Annotated in this window: 7 protein-coding genes; 5 read left to right on the top strand and 2 right to left on the bottom strand. The window is 72.9% G+C overall.

Annotation, left to right across the window (positions count from 1 at the left end; genetic code table 11):
- The first annotated feature begins 189 nt into the window (after window positions 1-189).
- The 4 genes from SCATT_RS09320 to SCATT_RS09335 all read left to right on the top strand — a co-directional run bounded on the left by SCATT_RS09320 (window position 190) and on the right by SCATT_RS09335 (window position 6416).
- On the top strand, window positions 190-1560 hold the full coding sequence (locus tag SCATT_RS09320) for an ABC transporter substrate-binding protein (protein WP_014142754.1): 1371 nt from the start codon (window positions 190-192) through the stop codon (window positions 1558-1560).
- A 4-nt stretch (window positions 1561-1564) separates the two neighbouring features.
- Window positions 1565-2929, top strand: coding sequence for a carbohydrate ABC transporter permease (locus SCATT_RS09325; RefSeq protein ID WP_014142755.1), 1365 nt, complete (start codon window positions 1565-1567; stop codon window positions 2927-2929).
- Window positions 2926-3831: a carbohydrate ABC transporter permease gene (locus SCATT_RS09330; protein WP_014142756.1), complete on the top strand. Its 906-nt coding sequence runs from the start codon at window positions 2926-2928 to the stop codon at window positions 3829-3831. Before SCATT_RS09325 ends, SCATT_RS09330 begins: the two co-directional genes overlap by 4 nt.
- 194 nt (window positions 3832-4025) lie before the next feature.
- Window positions 4026-6416, top strand: coding sequence for a bifunctional glycosyltransferase/CDP-glycerol:glycerophosphate glycerophosphotransferase (locus SCATT_RS09335; protein WP_014142757.1), 2391 nt, complete (start codon window positions 4026-4028; stop codon window positions 6414-6416).
- Here the strand turns inward: SCATT_RS09335 and SCATT_RS09340 are convergent.
- A complete protein-coding gene (locus SCATT_RS09340) occupies window positions 6325-7413 on the bottom strand; it encodes an acyltransferase family protein (RefSeq protein ID WP_014142758.1) in 1089 nt (362 codons plus the stop codon). The two genes, SCATT_RS09335 and SCATT_RS09340, sit on opposite strands and share 92 nt — an antisense overlap.
- Before the next feature lie 260 nt (window positions 7414-7673).
- Between SCATT_RS09340 and SCATT_RS09345 the strand changes: the two genes are divergently transcribed.
- Window positions 7674-9236 (top strand): hypothetical protein, encoded by a 1563-nt coding sequence (locus SCATT_RS09345; protein ID WP_014142759.1) that lies wholly within the window; start codon window positions 7674-7676, stop codon window positions 9234-9236.
- A gap of 66 nt (window positions 9237-9302) precedes the next feature.
- On the opposite strand, the gene SCATT_RS09350 is transcribed toward SCATT_RS09345, so the two are convergent.
- Window positions 9303-14276, bottom strand: coding sequence for an NAD-glutamate dehydrogenase (locus SCATT_RS09350; protein ID WP_014142760.1), 4974 nt, complete (start codon window positions 14274-14276; stop codon window positions 9303-9305).
- Between the last annotated feature and the right edge of the window lie 53 nt (window positions 14277-14329).

The following is a 14329-nucleotide window of genomic DNA, read 5'->3' on the forward strand; positions in this document are numbered from 1 at the left end:
TTTGACCTTGCATCACGTCATGGTAACGATCACCGTTCCGGCCCCGCAGGCGGCCTTGCGAGGGGTGACCGGGCGGCGTAGGACTGTGCCGCACGGTAACTGCGAGCAGCGCTACATCACGGGGGACGGGACGCCCGGCGCGTAGGTTCCGGCGCCGCCGGTGGCCGGCCCCCACGAGGGGATGGGCACATGCGTGGAGCGGGCGGGGTGCGGTCCGTCGTGACGGCGGCGGTGGTGGCCGCGCTGGCGGTCGGCGCGGCCGGCTGCGGCAGCGGCGGTGGCAAGGGCGGCGGCAGCGGGTCCTCCCCCGGCACGGGCGGCGGCCGGCCCTCGGTGAGCCTGCCGGACCTGCACGGCCAGCACCTGGAACTGGCCGCCGTGTGGACCGGGCCCGAGCAGAAGAACATGGAGAAGGTCCTCAAGGAGTTCGAGAAGCGCACCGGGGCCACCGTCACCTACACGCCCACCGGCGACAGCGCCTCCACCTTCCTCGGTACCAAGATCGCGGGCGGCAAGCCGCCGGACGTCGCGCTCCTGTCCCAGGTCGGCGTCCTGCACCAGTTCGCGCAGAAGGGGTGGATCAAACCGGCCGACGCCGAGGTGCAGCGGCAGCTCGACGCCAACTACTCCAAGGGGTGGCAGGACCTGGGCGCGTACCAGGGCAAGCGGTACGGGGTGCCGTTCAAGGCCGCCAACAAGTCGCTGGTCTGGTACAACTCCGCCGCGTTCCAGAACGCGGGGGTGGCGGTGCCGAAGACCTGGGCGGACTTCCTGAAGACCGCGCAGGCCATCTCCGACTCCGGCACCCCGCCGGTCTCGGTGGGCGGCGCGGACGGCTGGCCGCTGACCGACTGGTTCGAGAACGTCTACCTCAGCCAGGCCGGCGGCGAGAAGTACGACCAGCTCACCCAGCACAAGATCAAGTGGACCGATCCGTCGGTGAAGGCGGCGCTGACCACCCTCGCCCAGCTCTTCGGCAAGGACCAGCTCCTCGCCGGGGGCCGCAACGGCGCGTTGCAGACCGACTTCCCCAAGGCGGTCACCCAGACCTTCACCGGCAACCCGCCGGGCGCCGCCATGGTCTACGCGGGCGACTTCGCGGCCAGCTTCATCCTGGCCAACACCAAGGCCAAGGTGGGCGCCGAGGCCAAGATCTTCCCGTTCCCGGCGGTGGGCGGCGGGCGTCCGCCGGTGGTCACCGGGGCCGACACGGCGGTGGCGCTGACCGGGGGCAAGGGCGCCCAGGCGCTGCTGGCGTTCCTCGCCTCCCCGGACGCGGCCCGCATCTGGGCCCAGGCGGGCGGCTTCATCTCGCCGGACAAGTCGCTGGACCCGTCGGTCTACCCGGACGAGGTGACCCGGTCCATCGCCAAGCAGCTGATCGACGCCGGTGACACCTTCCGGATGGACATGTCCGACCAGGCGCCGGCCGCGTTCGGCGGCACCAAGGGCGAGGGCGAGTGGAAGGACCTCCAGGACTTCCTGGCGCATCCGGACGACATCGCCGGGGCGCAGGCGAAACTGGAGCAGGACGCCGCCAAGGCGTACGGGAACGGCTGACGCCATGTCGTCCGCATCGGTCGCCGCGGGGGACGCGGCCGGGCCCGTGGCTCCCCCCGCCCGCCGGCCCCCGGCCGGCCGGGGCCGGGTGCTCGGCGCCCGGCCGTGGGTGGCGGCGCTCTTCCTGCTGCCCGCGCTGGTGCTCCTCGGGGCACTGGTGGTCTACCCGATCGGCTACTCCGTGGTGCGCTCCCTGTTCGACGCCGACGGGTCGCGCTTCGTCGGGGCGCACAACTACGGGGCGGTGTTCTCCGATCCGGGCACGCTGACCGCCATCCGCAACAACGCGATCTGGGTGGTGGTGGCCCCGTCGGTCACCACCGCGCTCGGCCTGATCTTCGCGGTGCTCACCGAACGGGTGCGCTGGGGAACCGCGTTCAAGCTGGTGGTCTTCATGCCGATGGCGATCTCCATGCTCGCCTCCGGGATCATCTTCCGGCTCGTCTACGAGCAGGACCCGGCCCGCGGCGTGGCCAACGCGGTGATCACCGGCGTCCACGACACGTTCGCCGAGGCCTCGGCGTACCCGGGGGCCCGGCCCCGTCCCGGCGCCGACCTGGCGCCCTCGGACGGCGGCGGGTACACCACCCGCACCGCCGCGCGCCCCGGCAGCCCGGCGCTGCTGCCGCTGGTGGGCATCGCCCCCGGGAAGCTGCCGTCCGGCGTGGCCGACGCCCGTCCGCCGGCCGCCGGGGACGGGGTGCGGGGCACGGTGTGGCTCGACTTCACGCCCGGTGGCGGCGGTGCGCCGGGGGTGATCGACCACGGCGAGAAGGGGCTGAAGGGGGTCACGGTGCAGGCGGTGCGGGACGGCCGGGTGGTCGCCACCGCCAAGACCGGCGCCGACGGCACCTTCACGCTGCCCGACTCCGCCGCCGGCGCCCGGCTGCGGCTGCCCGCGGCCAACTTCGCCACCGCCTACGACGGCGTCGACTGGCTCGGCCCGGCGCTGGTGACCCCGTCGATCATCGGCGCCTACGTGTGGATGTGGGCCGGGTTCGCCATGGTGCTGATCGCCGCCGGGCTCGCCGGGGTGCCGCGGGAACTGCTGGAGGCGGCCCGGGTGGACGGCGCGGGCGAGTGGCAGGTCTTCCGGCGGATCACCGTGCCGCTGCTGGCACCGGTGCTCGTCGTGGTGGCCGTCACCTTGATGATCAACGTGCTCAAGATCTTCGACCTGGTCTACATCATCGCCCCCGGGGCCACCCAGAACGACGCGATGGTGCTCGCCCTCAAGCTGTATCTGACGTCCTTCGGCGGCGGCGACGACCAGGGTGTCGGCAGCGCGATCGCCGTGCTGTTGCTGCTGCTGGTGCTGCCGGTGATGGTCTTCAACATCCACCGGATCCGAAGGGAGACCCGCCGGTGACCGCCATCGACACGGCGGCGGCCACGTCCGCCCCGGTGCCCGTACGCCGCCGTCCGTCCGTGGCCGCGCGGCTGGCGGGCCGGGCCGGCGGCGGGGTGGTGCGCCTGGTCCTGATCCTGGTGGCGCTGTTCTGGCTGATGCCCACCATCGGCCTGCTGCTGTCGTCGCTGCGCTCCCCCACCGACATCGCCGCCTCCGGCTGGTGGAAGGTGTTCACCGCGCCCTCGCAGCTGACCCTGGCCAACTTCCGCGCCCTGCTGGGCAACGGGGAGGTCACCCACTCGCTGCTCAACACGGTGTGGATCACCGTGCCCTCCACGGTGCTGGTGGTGGTGATCGGGTCGCTGGCCGGATACGCCTTCGCGTGGATGGAGTTCCCCGGCCGCGACTGGTGGTTCCTGACGGTGGTGGGGCTGCTGGTGGTGCCGGTGCAGATCGCGCTGATCCCGGTGGCCAAGCTCTTCGGCGCGCTGGGCATCTTCGGCTCGATCACCGGGGTGGTGCTCTTCCACACCGCCTTCGGGCTGCCGTTCGCCGTCTTCCTGCTACGCAACTTCTTCGCCGAGATCCCCCGCGAACTGCTGGAGGCGGCCCGGCTGGACGGCGCCGGGGAGGCGCGGATCTTCACCACCGTGGTGATGCCGCTGGGCGGACCGGCCATCGCCTCGCTGGGCATCTTCCAGTTCCTGTGGGTCTGGAACGACATGCTGGTCGCCCTGATCTTCGCCAACAGCGACGCCGCCCCGATCACCGTCGCCCTCCAGCAGCAGGTCCGCCAGTTCGGCAACAACATCGACGTGCTGGCGCCCGGCGCGTTCGTCTCCATGGTGATCCCGCTGGTGGTCTTCTTCGCCTTCCAGCGGCAGTTCGTCTCGGGGGTGATGGCGGGCGCGGTGAAGTGACGTCCGGCGCCCGTCAACCGGCGCGTCGCGCGCTCACCCTTACGACGGGCGCGGCCCCTTCGGGGCGGGCGCGCCGGGGGCACCGGCGTAACCCGGCGCCCGGCACGGGAGTTGGCCCAGCGAAACGGCCCACGCCGCCGCGCGGCGCGTGCGGGGCGGCGGGGCCACCGCCGCTGTCGATCCCTGGATGTGCCGTGCCCCGGTTCAGCGTCATCGTGCCCGCCTTCAAGGTCCAGGCATATCTGCCCGAAGCCCTCCAGTCGGTGCTGACCCAGTCGTACCGGGACGTGGAGGTGATCGCCGTGGACGACCACTCGCCGGACCACTGCGGCCGGATCATCGACGAGGCCGCCGCCGACCCCCGCGTGGTCCCCGTCCACCTGCCGGAGAACGCCGGGCTGGGCGCGGCCCGCAACGCCGGCATCGACCGGGCCCGCGGCGACTACCTGCTCTTCCTCGACGGCGACGACACCCTCACCCCCGGCGCCCTGCGGGCCGTGGCCGACCGGCTGGCCGCCACCGGCGACCCCGACGTGCTCGTCTACGACTACGCCCGCACCTACTGGAACGGCGATGTCCAGCGCAACGCCCTGGCCCGGCTGCTGGCCGAGGAGGAACCGCCGGTGTTCACCGTGGCCCAACGCCCGGAATTCCTGCGGCTGTTGATGATCGCCTGCAACAAGGCGTACCGGCGGGACTTCATCGCCCGGCTCGGGCTGGCCTTCCCGCCCGGCTACTACGAGGACACCCCGTGGAGCTATCCGACGCTGCTGGCGGCCGGGTCGGTGGCGGTGCTGGACCGGGTCTGCCTGCACTACCGGCAGCGGCGGCGCGGCAACATCCTGGGCACCACCAGCCGCTGCCACTTCGACATCTTCGACCAGTACGACCGGGTCTTCGCGTTCGTCGGCGCCCGCGCGGGGCTCGGGGTGTGGCGGCCCCTGCTCTTCCAGCGGATGCTCGACCACCTCACCACGGTGCTGGCCGCCCCCGACCGGCTGCCGCCCGACGCCCGCGCCGAGTTCTTCCGGCGCTGCCGCGCCCAGTACCGCCGCTACCGGCCGCTGGCCGACCGGGCCCGGCCCGAGCTGCTCGCGGCGGTGGCGGAGGGCACGGTGGCGCCGGGGGCGGTGCCCGCGCCGGGGCGCCGGGCCCGGCTGCGGTACCTGCTGATGCGGCTCGGCGCCCGGCGCACCTTCCGGCTGATGTGGTCCGCCGACCGGGCCCGCGGCCGGCTGCGGGCGGCCGGCCGGCGCGGCTACGCCCTCGCACGGGCCGCCCTCCTCCAGCTCCACTACCGGGTGCAGCGGCTGCGCCCGCTCGACGCCGACCTGGCGGTCTTCGCCGCGTACTGGCACCGCGGCTACGCCTGCAACCCGGCCGCCATCGAGGCCGCGGTGCGCGAACACGCCCCGCACATCCGCACCGCCTGGATCACCGGCCCGGAGTACGCCCACACCCTGCCGCCCGGGGTGCGCCGGCTCCACCCCGGCTCGGCCGCGTACTGGACGGCGCTGGCCCGGGCCGGCTACCTGGTCAACAACGTCAACTTCACCCACCGGCTGGTCAAGCGCCCCGGCCAGGTCCACCTCCAGACCCACCACGGCACCCCGCTGAAGCGGATGGGGCTCGACCTTCAGGCGTACCCGGCCGCCGCCGCGGGGGTCGACTTCGGGCGGCTGCTGCGCCACGCCGACCGCTGGGACTACTCGCTGTCCGCCAACCGCCACTCCACCCTGGTGTGGGAGCGGGTCTACCCGGCCCGCTTCACCACCTTGGAGTTCGGCTACCCGCGCAACGACATCCTCCACCGGGCCACCGCCGACGACGTGCTGCGGGTCCGCGCCGAGCTGGAGATCCCGCCGGGCACCACCGCGATCCTGTACGCGCCGACCCACCGCGACTACCGGCGCACCCCGCCGGAGGCCCCGGACCTCGCCCGGCTGGCCCGCGCCCTCGGCCCCGGCTTCACCCTGCTGACCCGCGCGCACTACTTCCACCGCCCCTTCCCGGCCGCCGACGCCGACGGGGACGCCGCCACCGTGCTGGACGTCTCCGCGCACCCGCGGGTCGAGGAGCTGTACCTGGCCGCCGACGGGCTGCTCACCGACTACTCCTCGGTGATGTTCGACTACGCCAACCTCGACCGGCCGATCGTCGTCGCCGCCTGCGACTGGGAGGCGTACCGGGCGGCCCGCGGCACCTACCTGGACATCACCCGGCACGCCCCCGGCCCGGTGGCCCGCACCGAGGAGGAGCTGATCGCGGTCTTCACCTCGGGCGAGTGGTGCGGGGCGGAGTCGGCGCGCCGGCGGGCGGCGTTCCGCGCCCGGTTCTGCCCGTACGACGACGGCCACGCCGCGGAGCGGGTGGTGCGCCGGGTCTTCCTCGGCGAACACCGGCGGATGACGGACGAGCTCTCCCCGCTGGTCGTCCCGCTGGCCGACCGGACCCCGCCGCCGGCCGCGCGGGCGGCGGCGGCCCCGGCGGCGGTCAGCGTCCGAACAGCGGCAGCCGCGCCAACGGACGCGGAAGGCGCGGTTCCACCGCCCACTTCGCGGCCTTGCGCACCGGAGGTGTCGTGAGCAGCAGCGCCAGCGCCACCGCCCCGGCCGTCAACGACACCACCGCCAGCGGCCCGGAGCCGGCCACGATGTCGTACAACCCGCCCGCCTGCGCGGACTTCACGATCAGGCCGTGCAGCAGATACGGGTACATGGTCACGGTGCCCAGCGCGGTCAGCCACAGCCGGCGGCCGGGCACCAGCGCGAGGGCGGCGGCCACCAGCACCGCGGAGGCGGCGAACAGGCCGACGCGGATGGCCAGGTACTCCACCGTGCCCACCCCGAGGTCGGAGGCGCCCCACTCCATCGACAGCCAGTCGGCGTTGGCCCCGGGCGCCAGCAGGTAGGCCACCGGCAGCGCGGTGACCATCGTGACGGCCGCCCAGATCCGCACCGAACGGCGGCGCAGCACCTGGAAGTGGCCGGGCTCCAGGAAGAGCCCGGCGACGAACCACGGCAGGAACTGGAGCACCCGGGAGAGCGCCAGGTCGGTGCTGACCGAGGTCACCCCGGCCACCAGCGAGACCACCACGGCCAGCGGCACCGGCCACGGCACCGCCCGCCACACCGGCGTGGTCAGCCGCCACACGAACAGCGCGATCAGGAACCAGCACAGATAGCTGGGGTAGGTCAGGTCGAACTTGAACGGGTGGCCGTCGGCCTCGGCGACCACCACCAGGTAGAGCGTCTCGAAGATGAGATACGGCAGCAGCACGGTCTTGATGAGCTTGCGCACCTGTTCCGGCCGGGCCTCGAAGCGCCGCGAGAAATAGCCGCTGAGCAGGATGAACGCCGGCATGTGGAAGGCGTACACCACCAGGTAGGCCGCCTTGACGGCCCGTGAGTGGCCGATCAGCGGATACCAGTTGTGCCCGATGACGACCAGCACGACCAGCAGGAACTTCGCGTTGTCGAAGAACGGGTCACGGGCCGGCCGCGGTCTGGCACTGACCGGCGACTCCCCCTGCGGCTGCCCGGACGCGGTCCCGTTCGTCTGCAAAGTGTCGGCGGTGGTCACTGGATCGAAACTAGTGAGGACCCCCCGCCTGTCCGCAAGGGGGCGGGCGCGGATAACTCCTACGGGTGACATGACTCATACGACGAACTGGTGCGTCCGGCGGGTTTCGGGCGAAACCAGCAATCCGCGAAATTCGCTGATCGTTCCAAAACGACCCGCGGCCGTCGTCCGGCGGCGACCCGCCCGCCGCCTTCCCGTAACCCCCGGGCGGTCATTGTCCTTCGGGTGCCCGGGCGGCCCCGGCGGACGCGGGAGGGTTCATGGCGGGTGTGCTGACGGCGGCGGCGCGCGAGGGGCGCGGCGAGGGGCCGGGCGGGAACGGCACGGCGGGCCGGTGGCGGGACGCGGCGGGCCGGTGGCGGTCGCTGCGGCCGGGGCCGTACGCCGTCACCGCCACGCTGTTCTTCGCCCTCGTCACGGTGCTCGCCTGGCGCAACCCGGTCATCTCCGACTTCGGCCAGCACGCCTCGGCGATCGAACGGATCAAGGCCGACCCGCTGCACCCCGCCAACCCGCTGGTGGACCTGCCCGGTGACGGCAGCCCGTACTACTCGCCGCTGATCGTCGCCCTCGGGCTGCTGGCGCGCGCCACCGGGCTCGCCGGGCGGGAGGTGCTGCGCGGCTGGGGCGCGGTCAACGCGGCGGTGCTGGCGGCCGGGGTGGCGGCGTTCGCCCGTACGCTGAGCCGGCGCCGCTGGACGCCGGTGGCCGCGCTCGCCGCGATGATGCTGCTGTGGGGGGTCCGGCCGGCCGCGTGGAGCGGGTTCCTCAACCCCGGCGCGCTCACCCGCAACCTCACCTTCCCGTCCACCTTCGCGTTCGGACTGACGTTGCTGACCTGGGCGTTGACGGCCCGGGCGGCGCGGGCCCGGCGCGGTTTCGGCACCCACGCGGCGATCGGGGTGCTGACCGCGCTGATCCTGCTGATCCACCCGATCACCTCGATCGGCGCGGCGGCCGGCATCGCCGCGCTGGTGGCCGGGTGGCAGCACCGGTGGGACCGGGCGGCGCTGGCGCGGTGGGCGGTCACGGTGACCGTGGCGGTGGCGGTCGCCGTGCTGTGGCCGTACTACGACGTCTTCGCGCTGGCCGGGGACACCACGGTCGACAAGTTCCACAAGCAGCTCTACGGGCGGCGGCTGCTGACCTGGTACGGGCTGGGCGTGGTGGGGCTGCCGGCGCTGGCCGCCCGGTGGCGCCGGCACCGGCTCGACCCGCTGGTGCTGCTCTTCGCCGCCGACGTGGCGATCGCGGCCTACGGCTGGTTCAGCGGCCGGTACACCTACGGGCGGATCTTCGGGCTGCTGCTGGTGCCGCCGCAGTTCGCGCTGGCGGTCGAGGTGACCGCCCGGCGGCCGTGGCGGACCCGGCGCACCGTGACGGCCTGGGTGGCCGGGGCGGCGGCCGGTGTCGGACTGGTGGTGCAGCTCGGCTCGATCGTCCCGCTGCCGCCGTTGCAGCACCTGGTGACGTGGCCGGAGTACGGGTGGGCGGCGCGGCACATCCGCCCCGGCGAGGTGGTGCTCAGCAACGACTACCGGGCCACCCATGTGCTCCCCGCCTACGGCGCCTTCCTGGTCTCCGGCGCCTGGCCGGATCCGTCGCTGCCGGTGGCGGTGCGCAACCGGCGCGCGCACGACGTGCGGGTCTACTTCTCCCGGCACGCCTCGGCCGGCGTCCAGCACCTGGTGGCCGCCCGGTACCACGCCCGGTGGGCGCTGCTGGACCGCGGGCAGCCGGTGCCGTCCGGCGGCCGTACGGTCGCCGTCTCGCCGGTGACCGGGGAACGGCTGGTGCGGCTGGCGGTGCCGCCCGGCCGGTGAGGCGGGGCGGGAACGCCGCACGGGCCGCACCCTGGAAGGGGTGCGGCCCGTGCGGGCCGACGTGGATCAGCTGTGCGACCTCAGCAGGGTGCGCATGGTCCGCATCGCCACCGACAGATTGGCCAGGTCGAACGATTCCGACCCCTGGATCTCGTCGAGGGTGGTGCGGGCGCGGCCGAGCAGGGCGGCGTTCTTCCCCTCCCAGGCGGCGAACCGCTGCTCGGGCGATCCGGAGCCGTCACCGGCGGAGAGCACGTCCTGGGTGAGGGCGGCGTGCGCGGCGAACAGGTCCTCGCGGATCGCCGCGCGGGCCATCGACTGCCAGCGGTCGGCGCGCGGCAGCTCGATGATGCGGTCCAGCAGCTGGGTGATGCGCAGCCGGTCGGCGAGGTCGTAGTAGATCTCGGCGACCTCCAGCGGGTCCTTGCGGGTGCGGTCGGCCACCGCGACGATGTCCAGCGTCGGGAAGGCCGAGGAGAACCCGGCGACCCGGTTGGCCAGCTCCTCGGGGACCCCGGCTCCGGTCAGCTCGTCGTGGATCTGCTGGTACCACGCCTGGTCGGCGCCGCGCAGCAGCTTGGGCAGCTGGGCCCAGACCGCGGCGACGCCCTCGCCGAAGAAGTCGATGGTCTCGGCGATGGCCAGCGGCTGCGGGCGGTTGTTGAGCAGCCAGCGGGTGCCGCGTTCGACCAGGCGGCGGGAGTGCAGCCGGACGCGGGTGAGCACGGCGGCGTCCACCACGTTGTCCAGCGCCTCGACCTCGTCCCAGATCCGGCCGAGGCCGAAGATGGCGCGGGCCGCGGTGTGGGCGCGGACGATCTCCTCGGTGGAGGCGCCGGTCTCCTCCCGCAGCCGGTGCAGGAAGGTGGTGCCGCCGGAGTTGACGGTGTCGTTGACCAGCACCGTGGTGATGATCTCGCGGCGCAGCGCGTGGCCGTCGACCTGGGTCTCGAACTTCTCGCGCAGCGCGTGCGGGAAGTAGGCGTGCAGCAGGCCGCGCAGGTAGGGGTCGTCGGGGAGCTCGGTGGCGAGCACCTCCTCGGCGGCGGTGATCTTGGTGTAGGCGAGGAGCACCGAGGTCTCCGGCTGGGTGAGTCCCTGGCCGGCGCCGAGCCGTTCGCGGATCTGCCGGTCGGCGGGGAGGAACTCCAGCGCCCGGTCGAGCTTGCCCTCGCGCACCATCCGGCGGATGTACCGCTGCTGGGCCGGCAGGAGGCTGTGCGCCTCGGCCATGGAGTTGGCCAGCGCCACGTTCTGCGCGTAGTTGTTGCGCAGCACCAGCGCGCCGACCTCGTCGGTCATCTCGGCGAGCAGCGTGTTGCGCTGCTTGACGGTGAGGTCGCCGTCGGCCACCACCGAGTTGAGCAGGATCTTGATGTTGACCTCGTGGTCGGAGGCGTCCACGCCGGCCGAGTTGTCGATGGCGTCGGTGTTGATCCGGCCGCCGGTGCCGTCGGGGCCGCCGCTGCGGGCGAACTCGATGCGGCCGAGCTGGGTCAGGCCCAGGTTGCCGCCCTCGCCGACGACCTTGACCCGCAGCTCGCTGCCGTCCACCCGGATCGCGTCGTTGGCCTTGTCGCCGACGTCGGCGTGGGACTCGGTGGACGCCTTGACGTAGGTGCCGATGCCGCCGTTCCACAGCAGGTCGACCGGGGCCTTGAGGATCGCCTTCATCAGCTCGGCGGGCGTCATCTTCGTCGCCCTCCCCTCGATGCCGAGCGCCTTGCGGACCTGCGGGGTGATGGTGATCGACTTGGCGGAGCGGGGGTGGACGCCGCCGCCCGCCGAGATCAGCGAGGTGTCGTAGTCGGCCCAGCTGCTGCGCGGCAGCTCGAACATGCGGCGCCGCTCGGCGTAGGAGGCCGCCGCGTCCGGGTCGGGGTCGAGGAAGATGTGGCGGTGGTCGAAGGCGGCGACCAGGCGGATGTGCTCCGACAGCAGCATCCCGTTGCCGAAGACGTCGCCGGACATGTCGCCGATGCCGACGACGGTGAACTCCTCGCTCTGGGTGTCGTGGCCCATCTCGCGGAAGTGGCGCTTGACCGACTCCCAGGCGCCCTTGGCCGTGATGCCCATCTTCTTGTGGTCGTAGCCGACCGAGCCGCCGGAGGCGAAGGCGTCGCCGAGCCAGAAGCCGTAGGACTCGGCGACCTCGTTGGCGATGTCGGAGAAGGAGGCGGTGCCCTTGTCGGCGGCGACCACCAGGTAGGTGTCGTCGCCGTCGTGGCGGACCACGTCCTTGGGCGGTACGACGTCGCCGCCGACGAGGTTGTCGGTGATGTCGAGCAGGCCGGAGATGAACGTCTTGTAGCAGGCGATGCCCTCGGCCAGCCACGCGTCCCGGTCGGCCGCCGGGTCGGGCAGGCGCTTGCCGACGAAGCCGCCCTTGGCGCCCACCGGCACGATCACCGTGTTCTTGACCATCTGCGCCTTGACCAGGCCGAGGACCTCGGTGCGGAAGTCCTCCCGCCGGTCCGACCAGCGCAGACCGCCGCGGGCGACCTTGCCGAACCGCAGGTGGACGCCCTCCACGCGCGGCGAGTAGACCCAGATCTCGTACGCCGGGCGCGGCGCGGGCAGCTCCGGGATGGCCTGCGGGTCGAACTTCATCGACACGTACGGGTGCGGGCGGCCCTCGGCGTCGCGCTGGAAGTAGTTGGTGCGCAGCGTCGCCTTGATCAGGGTGAGGAAGGAGCGCAGGATGCGGTCCTCGTCGAGCGAGGCCACCTGGTCCAGGGCGCCGTCGAGCTCTTCGAGGAGCCCGTCGGTCAGCTCGCTGCCGGCCCGCCGGTGCTCCGGGGAGAGCCGCGCCTCGAAGAGGTTGACCAGCAGCCGGGTGGTGTGGACGTTGGTGCGGAGGGTGTCCTCCATGTAGTCCTGGCTGAAGGTGGCGCCCGCCTGCCGCAGGTACTTGGCGTAGGCGCGCAGCACCATCGCCTGACGCCACGTCAGACCGGCGCGCAGCACCAGGGAGTTGAAGCCGTCGTTCTCGGCCTGCCCGGTCCACACCGCAGCGAAGGTGTCCTGGAAGCGCTCGCGGGCGTCGTCGCCGAGGTCGCCGGCCGAGCGGTCGATGCGCAGCCCGAAGTCGTAGATCCACGCCCGGCTGGAGTCGGCCCGCTTCAGCTCGTAGGGGCGCTCGTCGACCACCTCGACGCCGAGGTGCTGGAGCACCGGCAGGACGGCGGTGAGGGAGACCGGGGCACCGGTGCGGTAGATCTTGAAGCGGCGCTCGCCCGGGGAGGCGGCGACCGGCTCGTAGAGGCTGAGGGTGAAGTCGTCCTCGGGGCGCAGCCGCTCGATGTGGGTGAGGTCGGCGACCGCGGTGCGCGGCGGGAAGTCGGCCTTGTACCCCTCGGGGAAGGCGTGCGCGTAGCGGCGGGAGAGTTCGGCGGCGCGCTCCTCGCCGCATTCGGCGCCCAGCGCGTCGGCGAAGCCGTCGTCCCACGAGCGGGCCGCCTCCACCAGCCGGGTCTCGATGCGGTCGATCTCGGCGTCGGTCAGCTCCGGGGTGGTGGCGCCGGTGGGGACGCGGACCACGAAGTGCAGCCGGGACAGGACCGATTCGGTGTTCCAGGCGGTGAAGTCGACGGTGCTGCCGCCCAGTTCCTCCATGAGGATCTCGGTGAGCCGCAGCCGGACGGCGGTGGTGTAGCGGTCCCGCGGCAGGTAGATCAGGGCGGAGTAGTAGCGCCGGTACTCGTCCTGGCGCAGGAAGAGCCGCAGCCGGCGGCGCTCCTGGAGGTACAGGACGCTGGTGACGATGGGGCGCAGTTCGTCGGCGCCGGTCTGGAAGAGCTCGTCGCGCGGGTAGGTCTCCAGGATCTGGAGCAGGTCGCGGCCGTCGTGGCTGTCCGGCGAGAAGCCGGCGCCGGAGAGCACCTCCTGCACCTTGCGGCGGATGACCGGCACCCGGGTGACCGACTCGGTGTAGGCGGCGGACGAGAACAGGCCGAGGAAGCGGCGCTCGCCGGTGACGTTGCCGTCGGCGTCGAACATCTTGACGCCGACGTAGTCCAGGTAGGACGGGCGGTGGACGGTGGCGCGGCTGTTGGCCTTGGTGAGGATGAGCAGCTTGTGCTCGCGGGCCTTGGCGCGGGCGTCCTGCGGCAGCCGGTGGAAGGCGCCGGAGACCGGGTGGGTGCCGTCGTGGTCGCGGTGGGTGGGGTCGGCGCGCAGGATGCCCAGACCGGTGCCGGGGACGGCGACCAGCACGTCCTCGGGGCCGCCGTCCGGGCCCGGCTCGGTGGCCAGCTTGTACTCGCGGTAGCCGAGGAAGGTGAAGTGGTCGTCGGCGAGCCAGCGCAGCAGCTCCCACGCCTCGCCGACCTCCTGCTCGGGCAGCGGCGGCGGGGTGGCGGCCAGCTCGTCGGCGATGCGCAGCGCGGCGTCGCGCATCTTCGTCCAGTCCTCGACGGACTCGCGCACGTCGTTGAGGACGCGGCGCAGGTCGGTGGTGATCTGCTTGAGGTCGGCGCGGTCGGTCTCGCGGTCCACCTCGACGTGGATCCACGACTCGATCAGCGCGTCGTGCGGCAGCTCGGCGCCGGGCAGCCCGGCGTGGGCCGCCTCGACCAGGTTGCCGGTGCCGAGGATCTCCAGCAGCTTGCCGGCGACGTCACGCCGGACGACGACCTGGGGGTGGATGACCACGTGGATGGCGCGGTCCTGGCGGGACAGCTCGTTGGTGACCGAGTCCACCAGGAACGGCATGTCGTCGGTGACCACCTCGACGACGGTGTGGCTGCACGTCCAGCCGTTCTCCTCCACGGTGGGCGTGTGCACCCGCACGTTGGCGGTGCCCTGGGGGCGGGATTCGGCCAGCCGGTAGTGGGACAGGGCGGCGCCGTAGACGTCGACCGGGTCGCGGTCGAGGAGGTCCTCGGGCGCGGTGTGCAGGTAGTAGCGGTGGAGGAACGTCTGGACGGCCTCGGTGGTGTCGAGGCCCTGGCCAGGTTGTCCCCCCGCCGGGCTGTTCTCAGCTACCCGGGCCGCTCGGGTGAGCAGCTCGGCCTTGGCTTCGTCCAGCTTGGTCTGCATGTCCTCTGACTCCTGTCGCGCGCCGTTGCGTGACGTGAACGGGTGTGGTGAGG

This window comes from Streptantibioticus cattleyicolor NRRL 8057 = DSM 46488 (assembly GCF_000240165.1).
GTDB classification, from domain to species: domain Bacteria; phylum Actinomycetota; class Actinomycetes; order Streptomycetales; family Streptomycetaceae; genus Streptantibioticus; species Streptantibioticus cattleyicolor.

Coding starts and splice junctions, on each gene's coding strand:
- SCATT_RS09345 (WP_014142759.1), top strand. CDS start 7,674: ATGGCGGGTGTGCTGACGGCGGCGGCGCGCGAGGGGCGCGGCGAGGGG.
- SCATT_RS09350 (WP_014142760.1), bottom strand. CDS start 14,276: ATGCAGACCAAGCTGGACGAAGCCAAGGCCGAGCTGCTCACCCGAGCG.
- SCATT_RS09320 (WP_014142754.1), top strand. CDS start 190: ATGCGTGGAGCGGGCGGGGTGCGGTCCGTCGTGACGGCGGCGGTGGTG.
- SCATT_RS09325 (WP_014142755.1), top strand. CDS start 1,565: ATGTCGTCCGCATCGGTCGCCGCGGGGGACGCGGCCGGGCCCGTGGCT.